14 protein-coding genes are annotated in these 17,318 nt (G+C 62.7%); 11 read left to right on the top strand and 3 right to left on the bottom strand.

The genetic code is table 11. The annotated features are described in order from the left end of the window. Positions 1-106 precede the first annotated feature (106 nt). Positions 107-310: a DUF1127 domain-containing protein gene (locus FXN63_RS22490; protein WP_148817724.1), complete on the top strand. Its 204-nt coding sequence runs from the start codon at positions 107-109 to the stop codon at positions 308-310. A gap of 223 nt (positions 311-533) precedes the next feature. Continuing rightward, positions 534-1,640: an NAD(P)/FAD-dependent oxidoreductase gene (locus FXN63_RS22485; RefSeq protein WP_148817722.1), complete on the top strand. Its 1,107-nt coding sequence runs from the start codon at positions 534-536 to the stop codon at positions 1,638-1,640. Positions 1,641-1,725: 85 nt separating this feature from the next. Here the strand turns inward: FXN63_RS22485 and FXN63_RS22480 are convergent, their stop codons facing one another. Together FXN63_RS22480 and FXN63_RS22475 are read right to left on the bottom strand one after the other, a co-directional pair. Further along, positions 1,726-4,020: a hypothetical protein gene (locus FXN63_RS22480; protein WP_148817720.1), complete on the bottom strand. Its 2,295-nt coding sequence runs from the start codon at positions 4,018-4,020 to the stop codon at positions 1,726-1,728. A 77-nt stretch (positions 4,021-4,097) separates the two neighbouring features. Further along, a complete protein-coding gene (locus FXN63_RS22475; RefSeq protein WP_148817718.1) occupies positions 4,098-4,541 on the bottom strand; it encodes a hypothetical protein in 444 nt (147 codons plus the stop codon). 282 nt (positions 4,542-4,823) lie between these two features. Between FXN63_RS22475 and FXN63_RS22470 the strand changes: the two genes are divergently transcribed. The 9 genes from FXN63_RS22470 (at position 4,824) to fauA (ending at position 15,319) form a co-directional block, all read left to right on the top strand. Further along, positions 4,824-5,621 carry a FadR/GntR family transcriptional regulator gene (locus FXN63_RS22470; protein WP_246164945.1) on the top strand — a complete coding sequence of 266 codons (798 nt, stop codon included), beginning with the start codon at positions 4,824-4,826 and terminating at the stop codon, positions 5,619-5,621. Continuing rightward, a complete protein-coding gene (gene ltnD, locus FXN63_RS22465; protein WP_148817714.1) occupies positions 5,618-6,562 on the top strand; it encodes an L-threonate dehydrogenase in 945 nt (314 codons plus the stop codon). The genes FXN63_RS22470 and ltnD overlap by 4 nt, the downstream gene beginning before the upstream one ends. Continuing rightward, positions 6,559-7,842 carry a 3-oxo-tetronate kinase gene (otnK, locus tag FXN63_RS22460; protein WP_187394992.1) on the top strand — a complete coding sequence of 428 codons (1,284 nt, stop codon included), beginning with the start codon at positions 6,559-6,561 and terminating at the stop codon, positions 7,840-7,842. The genes ltnD and otnK overlap by 4 nt, the downstream gene beginning before the upstream one ends. Positions 7,843-7,880: 38 nt before the next feature. Next, positions 7,881-8,534, top strand: a complete 654-nt coding sequence (locus tag FXN63_RS22455; protein ID WP_148819714.1) for a class II aldolase/adducin family protein — start codon at positions 7,881-7,883, stop codon at positions 8,532-8,534. A 77-nt stretch (positions 8,535-8,611) separates the two neighbouring features. Continuing rightward, complete coding sequence (gene otnI / locus FXN63_RS22450; protein ID WP_148817712.1) at positions 8,612-9,415, top strand: 2-oxo-tetronate isomerase; 804 nt, start codon at positions 8,612-8,614, stop codon at positions 9,413-9,415. Positions 9,416-9,531: 116 nt separating this feature from the next. After that, on the top strand, positions 9,532-10,839 hold the full coding sequence (locus FXN63_RS22445) for an MFS transporter (protein ID WP_148817710.1): 1,308 nt from the start codon (positions 9,532-9,534) through the stop codon (positions 10,837-10,839). 12 nt (positions 10,840-10,851) lie between these two features. Next, positions 10,852-11,844, top strand: a complete 993-nt coding sequence (gene denD, locus FXN63_RS22440; protein WP_148817708.1) for a D-erythronate dehydrogenase — start codon at positions 10,852-10,854, stop codon at positions 11,842-11,844. Between the two features lie 206 nt (positions 11,845-12,050). Next, on the top strand, positions 12,051-13,055 hold the full coding sequence (locus tag FXN63_RS22435; RefSeq protein ID WP_148817707.1) for a helix-turn-helix transcriptional regulator: 1,005 nt from the start codon (positions 12,051-12,053) through the stop codon (positions 13,053-13,055). Between the two features lie 59 nt (positions 13,056-13,114). Further along, the gene (gene fauA, locus FXN63_RS22430) at positions 13,115-15,319 is read left to right on the top strand and encodes a TonB-dependent alcaligin siderophore receptor FauA (protein ID WP_148817705.1); all 2,205 of its coding nucleotides are present in this window, start codon (positions 13,115-13,117) and stop codon (positions 15,317-15,319) included. A gap of 113 nt (positions 15,320-15,432) precedes the next feature. Here fauA and FXN63_RS22425 read toward each other — a convergent pair whose 3' ends face one another. Next, positions 15,433-17,247: a glutamine--tRNA ligase/YqeY domain fusion protein gene (locus FXN63_RS22425; RefSeq protein WP_148817703.1), complete on the bottom strand. Its 1,815-nt coding sequence runs from the start codon at positions 17,245-17,247 to the stop codon at positions 15,433-15,435. Between the last annotated feature and the right edge of the window lie 71 nt (positions 17,248-17,318).

Below are 17,318 nucleotides of genomic sequence, written 5' to 3'. Positions count from 1 at the left end.
AATTAATTAATTTTATTGATCGAATATATCAAAAACAATCACTATGAATGGGGTTTTACTGGGGATAACCTGACTACTCACAAACAAACAAAATCCCTGGATTGCCATGAGCAGCCTTGCTACTTCGATCTCGACTTCGCGCCAGCCGCGGCGCGCAGCCCCCGTCACCATCCTCGCCACCGTGCGTCGTTGGCTCGACGTCAGCCGCGAACGCCACGCGCTGTCGCGTCTCGATGACGCAGCACTGGCTGACCTGGGCCTCCTGCGCACCGACGTGCGCCGCGAAACCAACAAGTACTTCTGGCGTTGAGCATCGGTGGCTGAATCGGGCAACTGATCCAGCCAGCTGATGAGGCACATCACGCAAGTGAAGTAAGTTGACCCTGCGCGTAAGCCACCTCTGTATATGCGTGGTCTGCGCGGACAGGACAAGGGCTGAGTCTGGCATTGGGCCAGCTCGGCCCTTTTGTTTTGGCAGCTTGCGCGCCGGCTTGCGGGCACAATAGCGACCGTCAACAGCCTACGGACGCAGCATGGAACAAGTCGATTGCGTGGTCATCGGTGCGGGAGTGGTCGGGTTGGCCACGGCGCGGGCACTGGCCCGGTCTGGCCACGAAGTCATGATTCTGGAAGCCGCGCGTGCCATCGGCACCGGCACCAGTTCGCGCAACAGCGAAGTGATTCATGCGGGTATCTATTACCCGCCCGGCTCACGCAAGGCAAGGCTGTGCGTCAGCGGCAAGGACATGCTGTATGCGTTTTGCGAGGCCCACGGCGTGGGCTATCGCCGCAGCGGCAAACTGATCGTTGCCAGTGACGCCGACCAGGTTGCCCAGCTTGAGGTCATTGCCAAGAATGCCGCTGCCAGTGGTGTTGAAGATTTGCGCTGGCTGGACGCCACCGCCATGCACGAGCATGAACCTGCGCTGCGCGGGCATGCGGCGCTGTTGTCGCCATCGACTGGCATCATCGACAGCCACGCCTTGATGCTGGCCTTGCTGGGCGAGGCCGAACGCGCGGGGGCCACGCTGGCGCTGGGGGCAAACGTTATAGCGGCGTCGGTACATGCCGATGGCATTGCGTTGAGTATCGACAGCGATGGCGAGGCCATCACCTTGCTTGCCCGCAGCGTGATCAACAGTGCAGGTTTGGGTGCCTGCGACTTGGCGCGTCGTATCAACGGCCTGGATGCACACCATGTACCGCCCAACTATCTTGCCAAGGGCAGCTACTTCACCTGCGCTGGCCGTTCGCCGTTTTCACATCTGATCTATCCCTTGCCCGAGGCAGGCGGGCTGGGTGTGCATCTGACCTTGGATCTGGGCGGTCAGATGCGTTTTGGCCCGAATGTAAAGTGGGTGGACAGCATCGACTACGAAGTCGATGCCAGCGAGGCCTCTGCCTTCGCCACAGCGGTGCGCCGCTTCTGGCCAGACTTGCCCGACGGTGCGCTGCAGCCTGGTTATGCCGGCATTCGCCCGAAGATCAGCGGCCCGGGCGAACCGGCCGCAGACTTCCGTATCGATGGCCCTGCCGTGCATGGGGTGGTTGGCCTGGTGAACCTGTTCGGCATCGAGTCCCCGGGGCTGACGGCGTCACTGGCGATTGCCGATGAGGTGCTTGCCTGCATGGCGGAGTGATTCCAGAGCTGCTGCCAGCTAGTTCAGATTCGCTACGGCGGATGTCGCGCAGCCTGGCCTGGCCTTAATTACGTATCTGCTCGCGTCAGGGCTGAACCTCGTCCGCCATGATGCCGGCAAGATAGGCAATGCCGCTTTCACGTGCGACCGCTTGCAAGGCAGATGCATCCAGTCCAGGCGCATACAGCTTGTGCATCCGCAGCAGCAAGACAATCGGGAGAATGGCGCTTTCCTGCACTTGTGGGTCGGGGTGCTGCCAGAGCGCCATCAGCAGGGGCTGACCTGCCTTCAGCGCACGCTCGATTTCACTGTCGCCTGCCTGGCCCGCAGCATTGAGCAGCATATGGCCGATGAAGCGCGCCGACACGGCATCGTCGGGCTGGTAATGCGCTGCCAGCTGCGCAATACGTCGTCCCCGGGGCTTGAGTCTGGGCAGTTCGGCATCGTCAGCCAACGCGCTGCGGCGTGTGACGGCGGCCTGCAAGTCTGCCGGCACAGATTCCAGCGGCAAAGGCGGTACCGGGTTGCGGTACGGCCACGGCCTGATGAAAGGATCGGACCCGTGCGCGAAACGATAGAGCGCAACCGCTTCTTCACGAGCGCCGGCCGCCAAGGTCTGAGCGGCCAGGTCTGCCAGCATCGCCACATCGATCGTGTCCAGCGCGACGCAGTCGTCGTAGACGTAGGCCAGCACGCCGTGTCCGTGTGTGGCGGTCAGCAGTCCCTGCCAGGCGCGCAAGGCTGGCAACAAGGGCGCTGCCAAGGACCCGGTTTGTGGCGTGGCCAGCAAGGGATGCGAGATGTGAATCGCACCGCCATCGCGCGTTACCGTGAAGGCGTCGTGAAGGTTATCGCCGGGTAGCGCTGTACCGCCTTCATCGAAATTGGCAAAGAAGGCCGCACGTACTTTGCGCAGGAATTTTCGCCAGAACAGCTGTTCCTGTTTTGCGCCATCGCTCCCCTCGGCTTGCGCTGCGCGCCACGCCGCCACCTTGGGTGCCAGGCAATCAGGCATGCCCATCGCGGCCAAGGTTTCATCGTCGAATCTGGCGGCGGTGGACGACACGACTTCGTCTTCGTCATCGGGCCAGTGCGCAGGGCTTCCCGCCAATTGCCATGAGACATCGATGGCCTTGAATACGGCGCGCCAGCGAGCGGTTTCGTCACTGCGAAGCATGGCCAAGCGCGCCTGCAAGGCAAAAATCTCAGGCAGGAACAGCCGCCGTTCTGCGGGGTTGAACTGCCCACCGCCCAAGGTAATGGTGGTGCCTGCGCGCAGGGCGGGCAGGTCGATATCCAGGCGTGCTTGCGCACTGTCTGCGGCGCGTTGCAACAGCACGTCTGCCCAGTGCAGATGACGTTCGACCGTGGCCGCATCGGGTGCTTGCACACCGCGTTTGGTTTTCTTTTCCTGGCGTGCCGGATTCGGGTCCAACCCTGCGGCCCAGGCCAGGTGCGCGCCACCCGCTTGTCGCAATATGCGGGTATGCAAGTCGTGCCAATCGCCGATGTGATCGAAGGCCGCGCTGAGTTGAATCGCCTGATGGGGCGACTGCCCAGTTATTGCCGTTGCCCAATGCGCATCGCCGCCGTCGATGTCACCCTGGGCGTAGGCACTTTCCGCCAGCCGCGCGTAATGCAGATGCGCATTCGACCCCAGGTCGATCAGTTGCTGGCAGATCGGTTCGAACACACCATATGCCCGGTTTTGCCAGCACGCCTCAGCGCAGGTTTCCAATGCCAGCCACGCCAACTCGCGTGTGGCCGGTTCGCCGTCCTGGATCAAGGCGGCAAGTGCTGGCCTCACCGCTTTCATCATGGCGTCTTCACCGGTAAAGCGCCATTCGGTACGCAGGTTGTGTTCGAGAAACTCGGCCACCTTCAGCCGCTGCGCCGGGTCTGGGTCTACCGCGCCCGCCGCTGCGCGCTTGAGCGCGCCTGTCAGGGTAGTGCGATCAGGCGCATCGTCCATCACGCGTGGTTTGCGTGGCTGTCCAGTGGTGGCAACGCTGTCATATAGCGATGCGCTGAACAAGCGTCCCGGCCAGTGTGCTGCCAGCGCCAGGACCGCATCGTTGATGTCGTGATCGACCCTGCTGCGTCCCACGCCATTGGGCCACACCCGATTCACGCGACCCGCTACCCGGTGCCCGAAACGCCCCGCGCATTCATGTGCGTAGATCAAGGTCCAGGCACCGGTCACGAACCACAGTGGTGCCGTGGCGTGGCCAACAAACGTGTCTTCGCCCACGGTGCAGGACAAAGTGTCGCCGTCCACACGCAGGGTGGCGCGTGCCTCTGTCAGCCCGTCATCGCGCCAGTGTCTGGCGGCAAAGGCGTTCATCAGGTGTACCAGCGCGGCGTGGGTACTCGTGGACATCGATTCAGCTCCTGTGAAGGGTCAGGCGAGGGCGGTGTTCAGGCGTATCGAACTCGGGCGCATCGAATTCAGGCACATCAAACGTCGTGCGAAGCCAGGCGTGTACGCGTCCGGGTCACGCTCCAATGGGTCAGGCCGCCACACAAGGCACCGACGATTGCACCAAGACAAACGGCTGCCGCGACGGCCACCAGATTGATGGCATTGATGAATGCCAAGGCCGCCACCATTGCCACCGCACCGGCAACTGCGCCTACTCCTATCGCGCCCATCTGGGTGGCGAACCTGGGTGCAGATAGCTTGCGCCCCACAACGAAGATCAGTCCTGCCGCCAGAAAGATCGGTGCGAACACCATGTAGGCATATGCCGTGGCGACATACAGCAGCGGGGAATCGCTGTGTAGAGAAGGACCCAGCTCCACGACCTTGAGCGCCATGCCCGATGCCGCAAGGATGCCAATCAGCAACGGACCCAAAAGCGCAAACCACAACAGCGCAACAGCCGTGGCGCGCCAGTTCATGTGGATTCCGGTGCGCGGCAAGCGGCGCTTTCACGCGTGGGCTGACGGAGAAATACCGTGCTGAAACCTGGGCTGTTTGGCATGGGATTGGGGGCTGGTCAGGGTTTTCCATGCTACGTGAGCCAGATGCTCACACTTGTGTGAAAACGCAAGCATTCCCCCTGGGAAGCAGCATCAAAGCCTTTCACTGCGCCACTTCACGGGATTTGCTAGGGGAAATTCCCAGGCGTATAGTGCGCACCAAATTCATACTATGACCGTATGACAATATCAGCAGATCAATTGACGGAACCCACCGCTTTGTTGCGTTTAGCCCCTGAACGTCTGTCGGATCGACTGGCCGCAATGCTCACGCAGCAGATCGAGTCGGGCGTGTTCACGCCTGGACAACGTCTGCCCACCGAGCCCGAGCTGGTCAGCATTCACGGCGTATCGCGCACGGTCGTGCGCGAGGCGGTCAGTCAGCTGAAATCGCGCGGTTTGCTGGTGTCTCGACAAGGTGCGGGCGTGTTTGTGGCACTTGCACAACCCACGCGACCGCTGGCGTTCGACCCGGCAGTGCTGCAAAGCCTGGACTCGGTTGTGCAGGTGGTGGAAGTGCGCCGCGCGCTGGAAGGCGAAATTGCCGCGCTGGCTGCGTTGCGTGCGCGTCGTCCCGACATTCGCGCCATTCGTGCTGCGCTGGCCGCCATCGATGCGGCTGAAGCCGCTGGCGGCGACGGCGTGGCGGAAGACGTGGCGTTTCACCGCAGCATTGCTCACGCGTCCGACAACCCGCAGTTCACCTTGCTGCTGGATTTCCTGGGTCAGTACCTGCGCGACGCGGTGCGCGTCACGCGCGCCAACGAAGAGCGCAACGAGGGTTTCGCCCAGCAAGTCCGTATCGAACATCACGCCATCCTGCAAGCCATCGAGGAAGGCGATCCGGTCGCTGCACGTGCTGCCGCGACAGAACACATGGTGCAGGCTGCGCGCCGGCTGGTTGAAGGGGGCGTCGTGCCCGCGCCGGCTGCCGCGCGTCATACGGCCACCCCACGCGCCGCACGCAAGACAACATCAATCAAAGGAAAGAAACAATGAGCCAATCCTCCAGCAAAGTTCTGGGCGTCGTCGGCCTGGGCTCCATGGGCATGGGCGCTGCGTTGTCGGCCGTGCGTGCCGGTGTCAGCACCTGGGGTATCGATCCGCGCGCCGAAGCCGGTGAAAAGTTCGCGGCAGGCGGCGGCCAAGTGGCCAAGTCGCTGGCTGAACTTGGTGCCAAGTGCGACGTGGTGCTGGTGCTGGTGGTCAACGCCGCACAGACCGAAGACGTGCTGTTCGGCCAAGACGGATTGGCCTCTTCGCTGCGCAGCGGCTCGGTAGTGGTGACTGCCGCCACCGTTGATCCGACTCTGCCGCCGGTGTGGGCCGAGCGCCTGCTGGAGCGTGGCATTCACCTGATCGACGGCCCGGTGTCGGGCGGTGCGAAGAAGGCCGCCGACGGCCAGATGACGGTGATGGCATCGGGCACGCCCGAGGCATTTGCCGCTGCCGGCAACGTGCTGGAAGCCTACTCGGGCAAGGTCTATCGCCTGGGCGACAAGCCGGGCGTGGGCTCGACCGTGAAGATGGTCAACCAGCACCTGGCTGGTGTGCACATTGCCGCCGCCTGCGAAGGCATGGCGCTGGGCATTCGTGCGGGTGCCGACCCGGAAGCGCTGTACGAAGTCATCTGCAATTCGGCCGGCATGAGCTGGATGTTCCAGAACCGCGTGCCGCACATTCTGCAAGGCGACTATACGCCGCTGTCGGCCGTGAACATCTTCGTGAAAGACCTGGGCATCGTGCTGGATGCCGCGCGCAAGTATTCCTTCCCGCTGCCGCTGGCTGCTGCCGCGCATCAGCTGTACATCGGCACGGCATCGGCCGGTTACGGCGGTGAAGACGATTCCGCCGTGGTGAAGTACTACGCCAAGCTGTCGGGCATCACGCTGCCGGCTGCGAAGGCTGACGCAAAGGCTGATGCAAAGGGCCAAGCATGAGCAGCATCGTGAAACAACCGAAGCTGGGCTGCATTGCCGACGACTTCACCGGTGCCACCGATCTGGCCAACAACCTGGTGCGCAGCGGCATGCGTGTGGTGCAGACCATTGGCGTGCCCGCCGACGGCACCATCATCGACGCCGATGCCATCGTGGTGGCGCTGAAATCGCGCACCATTCCTGCTCAGGAAGCCATCGACCAATCCTTGGCTGCCCTGACCTGGCTGCGTGAACAAGGTGTCGAGCAAATCTATTTCAAGTATTGCTCCACCTTCGACAGCACGGCAGAAGGCAACATCGGCCCGGTGGCCGAAGCCTTGATGGATGCGCTGGGTACCGATTTCACGATTGCCACGCCGGCTTTCCCGGACAACGGTCGCACGGTGTTCAAGGGCCATCTGTTCGTGGGTGATGTGCTGCTGCACGAATCGGGCATGCAGAACCATCCGCTGACGCCGATGACCGATCCGAATCTGGTTCGTGTATTGCAGGCGCAGTGCAAGCGCCGCGTTGGCCTGATCGACTACCGCACCGTGTCGCAAGGTGCAGATGCCGTGCGTGCCCGCATCGATGCGCTGCGTGCAGAGGGCGTGAGCCTGGCCGTGGTGGATGCCATCTCCAATGAAGACCTGGTTCGCATGGGCCCGGCCTTGTCGAGCCTGCCCCTGTTGACCGCAGGTTCCGGTGTGGCCATCGGCCTGCCGCAGAACTGGGGCTTGCAGGCCGATGCCCGCGCCGCTGAATTGCCCAAGGCTGACGGCTTGCGCGCCATCGTGTCGGGCAGCTGCTCGCTGGCGACCAATCGTCAGGTGAAGCACTTCATCGACAACGGCGGCAAGGCCTACGCGCTGGACCCGATGCGTCTGGCCAACGGCGAAGACGTAGTGGCGGAAGTGCTGACCTGGGCCGAGCCCTTGATCGCGACCGAACCCGTGCTGGTGTATTCCACCGCCGAAGCCGGTGCCGTGAAAGCGGTGCAAGCCAAGCTGGGCGTGGGTGATGCCGGAGCCATGGTGGAACACGCACTGGCCGCCGTCGTGCGCGGCTTGGTCGAGCGTGGCGTGGGCCGTCTGGTGGTTGCCGGTGGCGAAACCTCTGGCGCATGCGTGCAGGCCCTGGACATCACGCGCCTGCAGATCGGCGCGCAGATCGACCCGGGTGTGCCATGGTGCCATGCCCCCAGCCCGGTGGCCCCGGCGGGTGCCGTGCACATCACCTTGAAGTCGGGCAACTTCGGTACCGACGACTTCTTCACCAAATCCTTCGCGGTGCTTGCGTGAACGCGTCTGTGCAGTTGGCAGCCGGCACGGTGCCTTTCATGAATGAGGCAGCTGCCCGCGATGAAATCTGCCGCGTGGGGCGTTCGCTGTTCGATCGTGGATATGTCCACGCCACAGCCGGCAACATCAGTGTGCGCCTGGTCGATGGCAGCTTCCTGATCACGCCCACTGACGCGTGCATGGGGCTGCTGGAACCGGCACGCATTGCGCATGTGGCTGCCGACGGCACCCAGCTGAGCGGCGATCGCGCCAGCAAGACGCTGGCCCTGCACCGCCAGATCTACGGTGCCGACGCGGATGCGCGCTGCGTGATCCATACCCACAGCACGCACCTGGTTGCGCTCACGCTCAAGGGCGTCTGGCGCGACACCGACATCGTGCCGCCCATCACGCCGTACTTCGTGATGAAGGTGGGGCATGTGCCGCTGATTCCGTACCACCGTCCAGGTGATCCGGCGGCCGCGCAAATTGTGGCGCAGACCATCACCGCTGCGCTTGCGGCCGGCACGCCGATTCGTGCCGTGATGCTCGATCGCCTCGGCCCCAACGTGTGGCAAGACACACCAGCCGCCGCCATGGCCACGCTGGAAGAGCTGGAGGAGACCGCGCGCCTGTGGTTGTTGACCCAGCCCGCGCCGTTGTCCGAGTCGCAGATCGACGAACTGCGCAGCACCTTTGGTGCGCGCTGGTGAGTCCGAGCGCCTGTCTCTGAACGCCTGCGGCTGCATGTGTGCAGCCGCATCCCGATTTCTTTGCTTCTGGAGGTTCCATGCCTCGTTTTGCTGCCAACCTGACCATGATGTACCCGGAACACGACTTCCTCGACCGCTTCGCGGCCGCGGCAGCCGATGGTTTCGATGCCGTGGAATACCTGTTCCCGTACGCGTACAGCGCCCAGGAACTGGCTACGCGCCTTTCTGATAACGGTCTCAAGCAAGTCCTGTTCAACGCACCCCCGGGAGACTGGGATGCGGGCGAGCGTGGTATTGCGTGCCTGCCGGGTCGTCAGGACGAGTTCCGTCGTGACTTTACCGAGCGTGCCTTGCCTTACGTGCAGGCACTGAAGAGCCCGCGCGTGCATGTCATGGCTGGCTTGAAGCCCGCTGGCGTCGACGCCGCTGCACTGCGTGATGTCTATCTGGAAAACCTGAGCTGGGCTGCACAGCAGGCGGCGTCCATCGGCATCGACGTGCTGATCGAGCCGATCAACACCCGTGACATGCCCAACTTCTTCCTGAATCGTCAGGATCAGGCCCACGCCGTCGTCACCGACGTTGGCGCGTCGAACCTGAAAGTGCAGATGGACTTGTATCACTGCCAGATCGTCGAAGGCGACCTGGCCATGAAGCTGCGCCAATACCTGCCTACCGGTCGCGTCGGCCACCTGCAGATTGCCAGCGTGCCTGAACGCCACGAACCGTCGGGCGGCGAACTGAACTACCCGTACCTGTTCGCGCTGATCGACGAGCTTGGCTTTGACGGTCACATCGGCGGTGAGTACCGCCCGCGCGCTGGCACCTCTGCCGGCCTGGAGTGGTTTGCGCCTTATCGCGCCAACCCGCGCGCCAGCTGAACGCCCCGTTTCCCGCTATCGGCGCTTGACGCGCTGAGGCAACCCACCCGCCCGGAAACGGGCCAACGATAGAAAAGCGCCACGACACGATGGCGCGAAGAACGGAGAGTTACCCAATGTCGACCCATGCACCGACGCTCGCAACGGGGAAAGATACCCCGTTAGAGAAAGCCTATAGCAAGGTTTTCTGGCGCATCGTCCCTTTCATCATGCTTTGCTACGTGGTTGCTTATCTTGACCGCGTGAACGTGGGTTTCGCCAAGCTCCAGATGTCGCAAGACCTGGGCTTCTCGGAAACCGTGTTCGGCCTGGGCGCAGGCTTGTTCTTCATCGGCTACTTCTTCTTTGAAGTGCCCAGCAATGCGTTCCTGCACCGCGTTGGCGCGCGGGTCTGGATCGCCCGCATCATGATCACCTGGGGCTTGATCTCTGGCTGCTTCATGTTCGTTGAAACGCCGACGCAGTTCTACATCGCGCGCTTCCTGTTGGGCGCAGCCGAAGCCGGCTTCTACCCCGGCATCATCCTGTACCTGACCTACTGGTACCCGGCGCATCGCCGTGCACGCATCGTGGCGCTGTTCATGTCGGCCATTCCGATTGCCGGCATTTTCGGCAACCCGTTGTCGGGCTGGATCATGGACACCTTCGCAGGCGTCAAGGGCATGGCAGGCTGGCAGTGGATGTTCGTGATCGAGGCCATTCCGGCCGTGATCGTCGGCATCATGGTGCTGTTCATCTTGCGCAATGGTATTCGTGACGCCAAGTGGCTGACCGAAAACGAAATGCAGCTGCTGGAAGCCGAAGTTGCCGCAGACCAGAAGCACACCGAGTCGAACCAGTCGTTCGGTTCCTTGCTGAAAAGCGGCCGCGTGTGGGCCATGTGCGGCATCTACTTCTGCATCGTGATGGGCCAGTACGCGCTGACCTTCTGGATGCCGACGTTCATCAAGGCATCGGGCATCACCGGTAACCTGAAGATCGGCATGATCAGCGCGATTCCGTTCCTGGTGGCGGTGGTCGTCATGAACATCATCGGTCGCAGCTCGGACAAGCATCGTGAACGTCGCTGGCACTTGATCGTCCCGGCCGTTGCCGCAGCAGTCAGCTTCGCCATCGTGGCCTCGTTCGCAGGCAACACCGTGGTGTCGGTGATCGCGCTGTCGATTGCTGCGGCAGGCGTGTTGACGTGCTCGCCGCTGTTCTGGTCGCTGCCGACCGCTTTCCTGTCGGGCGCTGCTGCTGCCGTGGGTATTGCAATGATCAACTCGGTGGGTAACCTCGCCGGTTTCGTCAGCCCCTACCTCATCGGTTATCTGAAGGACCTGACGCAAAGCACCGCGTCGGGCATGTATCTGCTCGCGGCTGTTCTGCTGGTTGGCGCTGTGCTGATCTACCTGACCCCCGCCAAGCTGGTCAATCGTTAAAGGAAGCATTCCATGAAGTTGCTGATCACCGGCGGTGCCGGTTTCCTGGGAGCGCGTCTGGCGCGCACGCTGCTGGCCCGCAATACGCTGGCCGGACAGACGATCTCCACGCTGGTGCTGGCTGACCTGTTCCCGCCGCCGGCCGACCTGGCTGCCGACCCGCGCGTGCAAGCGCGTACCGGTGCGCTGTTGGATCAGGCCGCCGATCTGGGCAAGGAAGGGTTCGACGGCGTGTTTCACCTGGCGTCGGCCGTCTCGGCCGAATGCGAAACCGACTTCGATCTGGGCCTGCGTTCCAATCTGGATACCACGCGTGCCTTGCTCGACGCCTTGCGTGCGCAAACCACGGCAGGCGGCAAGGCCGCACGCCTGGTGTTCGCAAGCTCGGTGGCCGTGTTCGGCAGCGATGCTGCCTTGGCTTTGCCGGAAGTGGTGCGTGACAACACGCTGCCCACGCCGCAATCGTCCTACGGCATTCACAAGTTCATTTGCGAACAGCTGGTGGCCGATTACACCCGCAAGGGCTTCATCGACGGCCGCACGGCACGTCTGATGACGGTGTCGGTGCGTCCGGGTCGTCCGAACGGTGCTGCGTCCAGCTTCCTGTCGGGCATCATCCGCGAGCCGCTGGCTGGTGTGGAATCGGTGTGCCCGGTATCGGCCGACACGCGCGTGGCGCTGTCGTCGCCGGCATCGACCATCGAAGGCCTGATCGCGGTGTTCGAAGCATCGCGCGAAGACTTCGGTGGCCGCACGGCACTGAACCTGCCGGCCATTACGGTCAGCGTGCAGGAAATGCTGGATGCGCTGGCTGCTGAAGGCGGCGCGGACGCCGTGGCACGGGTGCGCTTCGAGGCCAACCCGGCAATCGCCGCGATTGTCGGCGCATGGCCGGCGCGCTTCGAGGCTGGCCGCAGCCTGAAGCTGGGCTTGAAGCCCGACAACGATTTCCGCAGCATCGTGCGTCAGTACATGACGGACAATCCGCAGGCGGTGAAGGGCTGATATACCAACAGGTGCCGACGATAAGTCGGCCCTGAACCGATCCACAGGTTGGTGTGGTGGCGTCGGTTGGTGAAGCAGGGGGTTGAACTCGGTATTGCACCGGATTCAGCCCCTTTTTTGTTGTGTGCACGCCGAGTTTCATTGATGAGAACGCATGCTATTCTCACAGGCTACCTTTTTGGTTTCCATCTACCGAGCGTGCTGCCTTGTCTGCTGTCGCTGCTGCCACCGCTGCCACCACCAGGTACACCCTTGCGGATTTCGAGCACTTCGGGCGTCACAGCCAGGTGCACTATCGCCTGCCTCGGCTGAAGGCAGATAGCAGGCGTCCGGAATCCGTCTGCATTGCCGAAGGGCGGGTCACCGAACACACGATCGCGCGCGGCGCAACGCTGCTGGTGTCAGACATTCTGGTCCGCCACGATTACGAATCCAGCGCACAAGCCGCCCCCCATCTTGCCTGTATCGTGCTGTTGAACGGCCGTGCGCGTTTGCAGATGGGACAGCACGACGACCTGACACTGTCGGCCCGTGGCGGCGTGCAGACCGCCAGCGGCGAGCCGGTTCGCATGGGTGCCATGCATCATGCGGGTCAGCGGCTGCGCAGCATCAACGTGGCGGTCTACCATCCCGATCTGTTGGGTGACGACGAGCTGGCCGAGCGTGTCGAGCGAGCCATGCGCGGATCGCGCCTGCGCCATTGGAGCGTGCCCGATCACCTGATCGCCAGCATCGAAAACCTGTTGACCGAACCTTGGCAGGGCACGCTGCACGGTCTGTTGCGTGACGGGGTCGGCATGCAACTGTTGGCCCATGCATTGGCCAACACTGATGACGACATGGCGGCGCGACCCACCGCCTTGTCGGTCCGGGATGGCCGGCTGCTGGAACGTGTTCGTGCCTGCCTGCATGCCGCGCCAGGAGAAGACCACCGTCTGGAAGACCTGGCCAAGCTGGCCTGCATGAGTCCCAGCACATTGCGCGCGAAGTTTCGCGCTCACTTCGGGTGTTCGGTATTCGATTGGCTGCGCGGTCGCCGCCTGGACGTGGCGCGTGAACGTCTGGCGCAAGGCTGGACGGTTCAGCAGGCTGCGCACTACGTGGGTTACCGGCACGCCACCAATTTCGCCACGGCATTTCGGTCGCGGCACGGCATGCCGCCCAGTCATGTCGGCGTTTCGCATAGCCCGATTGCGTTTGCCGATACATAGGCGGGTCGACGCGAAAAGATAATCCGTCTCGATTGCATAGCCTCCTGGAATACATCGAGATGAACACGTCCTTGCGCGCCAGCCACGCGCGTTTCGCTTTGCGGCCGCTGGTTCGTGCCGTCTACGCCACCTTGCTTGCCGGTGCTGCCCAAGGCACTGCCCTGGCCCAAGAAGCCAACACCAACAGTGCTGCCCAGCTTTCCACGGTAACGGTGACTGGCGTGGCTGCCCCTGGCGTCACCGAGCACACCCAGTCATACACCACCGAAGCAATGGCGACTGCCACCGGCTTGCCTTTGTCGATCCGTGAGACGCCCCAGTCGGTCAGTGTCGTGACACGCCAGCGTATTGAGGATCAGGGCTTGCGCACCACGGGTGATGTGCTCGACGCAGCGCCTGGCATATCTTCAACCCGCAACGACGCCAACCGCCTGTCGTTTTCGGCGCGGGGATTCTCGATCGACAACTACCAGTTCGACGGGCTGACCTTGCCGGTGCTGTCGCCCTGGGCGTTCGGCGAAAGCAATCTCGACACGGCCATTTACGACCGCGTGGAAGTCGTCCGTGGCGCAACCGGATTGATGACCGGGGCAGGCAATCCGTCTGCCGCCATCAACTTCGTGCGCAAGCAACCGTTGCGTGAATTTGCGGCCTCGGGGCAGCTGTCTGTCGGTAGCTGGAATTACAAGCGGCTGGAAGCCGATGTGTCCACGCCGCTGACCGAAAGCGGCAACGTGCGGGCACGCATGGTGGCTGCCTATTCGGACGTCGGCAGCCACATGGCGCTGCTCGATACGCACAACAAAACCCTGTACGGCGTGGTCAGCGCCGATCTTGGCCCCAACACCGATTTCTCGGGTGGCCTGATCTATCAACGATCGGTCAACGACGGTTTTGGCAGCGGCTTCCCGCTGTTCTATACCGATGGCACCCGCACCAATTTTGACCGCTCTGCATCGAACAACGCAGGCTGGGCGAAAGCTGACACTGAAACGCGCACGGTCTTCCTGGACCTCAATCACCGGTTGGAAAATCGTTGGAACGCACGCTTTGCCTACAGCCACAGCGAAACCGACATGTTCATGCGACACCTGTATCGCAGCGGTTTTGTCGACCGCCAGACGGGTGCCATGACCAATCGAGCCAGCGCACCGCTTTACGACGGTGACCTGAGCCGCGACGCCTTGCACGCAACCTTGTCCGGCCCGGTTGGCCTGTTCGGCCGTCAGCATGAACTGTCGTTTGGCTGGATGAGCGTGGACGACGACCTGGACCTGCCCAGCTACCCTGCGTTGAGCACCCCGGTGATCGGCAGCTACTTCAACTGGCGTGCTGACCAGGTGGCCGCACCGGGTTGGTCCGACACACCCACCCAGGGCGACACCACCCGAAATCGCCAGACCGGCACCTACGCAGTGGGCCGATTCTCGCTGGCCGATCCGCTGCACCTGATTGTGGGGGCACGCGTAAGCAACTGGAAGACCAGCCAGAACTACTTCGGCACCAGCCGGGAATACCGCTATCGCAACGAGGTCACGCCATACGCTGGGCTGGTCTACGACATTGATCGCCAACACACGGCCTACGCCAGCTACACCGAGATTTTCAAACCGCAGAATGCACGCACGCCCGATGGCGACATCCTCGATCCGATCACCGGCAAGAGTTATGAGCTGGGGATCAAGGGCAGCTATCTGGATAACCGAATAAACGCCTCGGCGGCGATTTTCCAGACTCGCCAGAACAATCTGGCAGAAGCCTTGCCGGGCGTGCAGGTAGTGAACGTGCCAGGCAGCCAAGCCTTCCGCGCGGTGTCAGGGGCCAAGGTCGAAGGCTTCGATCTGGAAGTGGGCGGCGAACTTGCCCGAGGCTGGAACGTGGCGGCAAGCTACACCAGCTTCACTGCCAAAGATGCGCTCGGTGCACCCATCAATACCTCGCACCCGCGCAGTCTGGTGAAGCTTTACACCACTTATCGGATGCCCGGTGCCCTGGAAAATCTGACGGTAGGCGGGGGCGTGCGCTGGCAGAGCCGCATGTACCAGACCGTGACCGCACCGGCCAACCAACGTGTGCGTGTCGAGCAGAGCGCCTATGCGCTGGTCGATCTGATGGCACGCTATCAGTTCACGCCCAAGGTGTCGGCCAGCCTGAACCTGAACAACGTGTTCGACAAGAAGTACTACTCGCAGATCGGGATGTACACGCAGGGCTGGTATGGCGCGCCGCGCAACGTGATGCTGAATCTGCGCATGCAGTATTGAGTGTCTGATGAAAAACACCCCGGCAGTCAGGACAAACGTCCGACTGCCGGGGTGTTTTCAATTCCTGCAAAGGGAACCTGCAAACGGAAGGGGGATTTGACACCCCCCCCGATTTACTTCGCCCAGGAATCCTTCAACGTCGTTACCCGGTTGATCACCGGATGGTCGACCGTGGAATCCACGATGTCGGCGACGAAGTAACCCAGGCGTTCCACCTGCCACTGGTTGCCGGCGGCAGTGACCGTGCCCGGTTCCAGATAACCCTGCACGATTTCCACCGAGTTCGGGTTCAGCGCGGTCAGGAAGTCCTTGCCGCCCGCATCGGGTTGCGGGTCCGAGAACAGCCGGTCGTACAGGCGGAACTCGGCGGCCACGGCAGCGTCTGCCGCAATCCACGTGATGTTGCCCTTGACCTTCACGCTGTCGGCACCCGGCGTGCCGCTCTTGGTGTCGGGCAGGTATTCGGCCTGCACCTCGGTGATCTCGCCGGCATCGTTCTTCGTGAAGCCCGTGCACTTGACCACATAACCGTACTTCAGGCGCACCATGCCGCCCGGGGTCAGGCGGAAGAAGCCCTTCACCGGCACTTCCATGAAGTCGTCCTGCTCAATCCACAGATCGCGTGCGAACGGGAATTCGCGGCGGCCTTGTTCCGGGTGATGCGGGTGCACCGGTGCCGAGCAGACTTCCTGCTGGCCTGCCGGGTAGTTGGTGATGACCAGCTTCAGCGGACGCAGCACGGCCACCGTGCGCGGCACCTTCGGGTCCAGATCTTCACGCAGCGCTTGTTCCAGTGTGCTGTAGTCGATCCACGAATCCGACTTCGACGCACCCAGGCGATCGCAGAACAGACGCAGCGCTTCCGGCGAATACCCACGACGACGCAGGCCCACCAGGGTAGGCATGCGCGGATCGTCCCAGCCGCTGACATGGCCTTCGTTCACCAACTGGGCAAGCTTGCGCTTGCTGGTGATGACGTAGCTCAGGTTCAGGCGGGCGAATTCGTATTGGTGCGGCAGGGGGTCTTGGAACAGGCCATTGTCGCGAAGCTTCGCCAGCAACCAGTCGTAGAACGGACGCTGGTCTTCGAATTCCAGCGTGCAGATGCTGTGCGTGATGCCTTCCAGCGCGTCTTCGATCGGGTGCGCGAAGGTGTACATCGGGTAGATGCACCATTTGCTGCCCGTGCGATGGTGCTCGGCGTGGCGGATGCGATAAAGCACCGGATCGCGCAGGTTGATGTTCGGCGACGCCATGTCGATGCGCGCACGCAAGGCCATGCTGCCGTCCGGATGCTTGCCGTCGCGCATTTCCTGCAGCAGCGTCAGCGATTCTTCCACCGGGCGGTTACGCCACGGCGAGTCCTTGCCGGGTTCGGTCAGCGTGCCGCGCAGGGCGCGCATCTCGTCGGGGCTTTGTTGGTCGACATACGCGTCACCCGACTTCACCAGGCGCACGGCAGCGTCGTACATCACGTCGAAATAATCGCTTGCGTGATACAAGTGATCGCCACCCTTGCCCGCCCAGTCAAAGCCCAGCCACTTCACCACATCGAGAATGGCGTTGACGTAGGTCTGGTCTTCCTTTTCCGGGTTGGTGTCGTCAAATCGCATGTGGCACACGCCGTCATAGTCGCGCGCCAGCCCGAAGTTCAGGCAGATCGACTTGGCGTGACCAATGTGCAGATACCCATTGGGTTCGGGCGGGAAGCGCGTGCGGATGCGGGCCGGGTCCTGGGGGGCGGCGGCCAGCACGTCGGCAGTGGCGGGCTCACCGGCCCAGCGTTTGCCGGCAAAGCGGTCGGCGCTCAGGTCGGCATCGATCTGGTTGCGCAGGAAATTGGCAGCGGGCGCAGCAGGTGCGCGGTCCTTGCCCGGGTGGGCAGCGGGAGCAGCAGGCGTCTTGGGGAGGTTGGCAGCGTCAGTCATCGTTACTCGAGTGGACAGCATGTCCAATCGGAGATTTTGCCACGTCTGGACAATACGCTCTCGCAATGCCG

Origin of the sequence: Pigmentiphaga aceris, assembly GCF_008119665.1 — a bacterium.
Classification (GTDB): Bacteria; Pseudomonadota; Gammaproteobacteria; order Burkholderiales; family Burkholderiaceae_B; genus Pigmentiphaga; species Pigmentiphaga aceris.
The sequence above is the reverse complement of the archived record's forward strand: the minus strand, read 5'-3'. Positions and strand labels throughout refer to the sequence as shown.

What these genes read in the sequence shown, in the direction of transcription:
- FXN63_RS22490 (WP_148817724.1), top strand. Translation starts at nt 107, where the DNA reads ATGAGCAGCCTTGCTACTTCGATCTCGACTTCGCGCCAGCCGCGGCGC.
- FXN63_RS22485 (WP_148817722.1), top strand. Translation starts at nt 534, where the DNA reads ATGGAACAAGTCGATTGCGTGGTCATCGGTGCGGGAGTGGTCGGGTTG.
- FXN63_RS22480 (WP_148817720.1), bottom strand. Translation starts at nt 4,020, where the DNA reads ATGTCCACGAGTACCCACGCCGCGCTGGTACACCTGATGAACGCCTTT.
- FXN63_RS22475 (WP_148817718.1), bottom strand. Translation starts at nt 4,541, where the DNA reads ATGAACTGGCGCGCCACGGCTGTTGCGCTGTTGTGGTTTGCGCTTTTG.
- ltnD (WP_148817714.1), top strand. Translation starts at nt 5,618, where the DNA reads ATGAGCCAATCCTCCAGCAAAGTTCTGGGCGTCGTCGGCCTGGGCTCC.
- otnK (WP_187394992.1), top strand. Translation starts at nt 6,559, where the DNA reads ATGAGCAGCATCGTGAAACAACCGAAGCTGGGCTGCATTGCCGACGAC.
- FXN63_RS22455 (WP_148819714.1), top strand. Translation starts at nt 7,881, where the DNA reads ATGAATGAGGCAGCTGCCCGCGATGAAATCTGCCGCGTGGGGCGTTCG.
- otnI (WP_148817712.1), top strand. Translation starts at nt 8,612, where the DNA reads ATGCCTCGTTTTGCTGCCAACCTGACCATGATGTACCCGGAACACGAC.
- FXN63_RS22445 (WP_148817710.1), top strand. Translation starts at nt 9,532, where the DNA reads ATGTCGACCCATGCACCGACGCTCGCAACGGGGAAAGATACCCCGTTA.
- denD (WP_148817708.1), top strand. Translation starts at nt 10,852, where the DNA reads ATGAAGTTGCTGATCACCGGCGGTGCCGGTTTCCTGGGAGCGCGTCTG.
- fauA (WP_148817705.1), top strand. Translation starts at nt 13,115, where the DNA reads ATGAACACGTCCTTGCGCGCCAGCCACGCGCGTTTCGCTTTGCGGCCG.
- FXN63_RS22425 (WP_148817703.1), bottom strand. Translation starts at nt 17,247, where the DNA reads ATGACTGACGCTGCCAACCTCCCCAAGACGCCTGCTGCTCCCGCTGCC.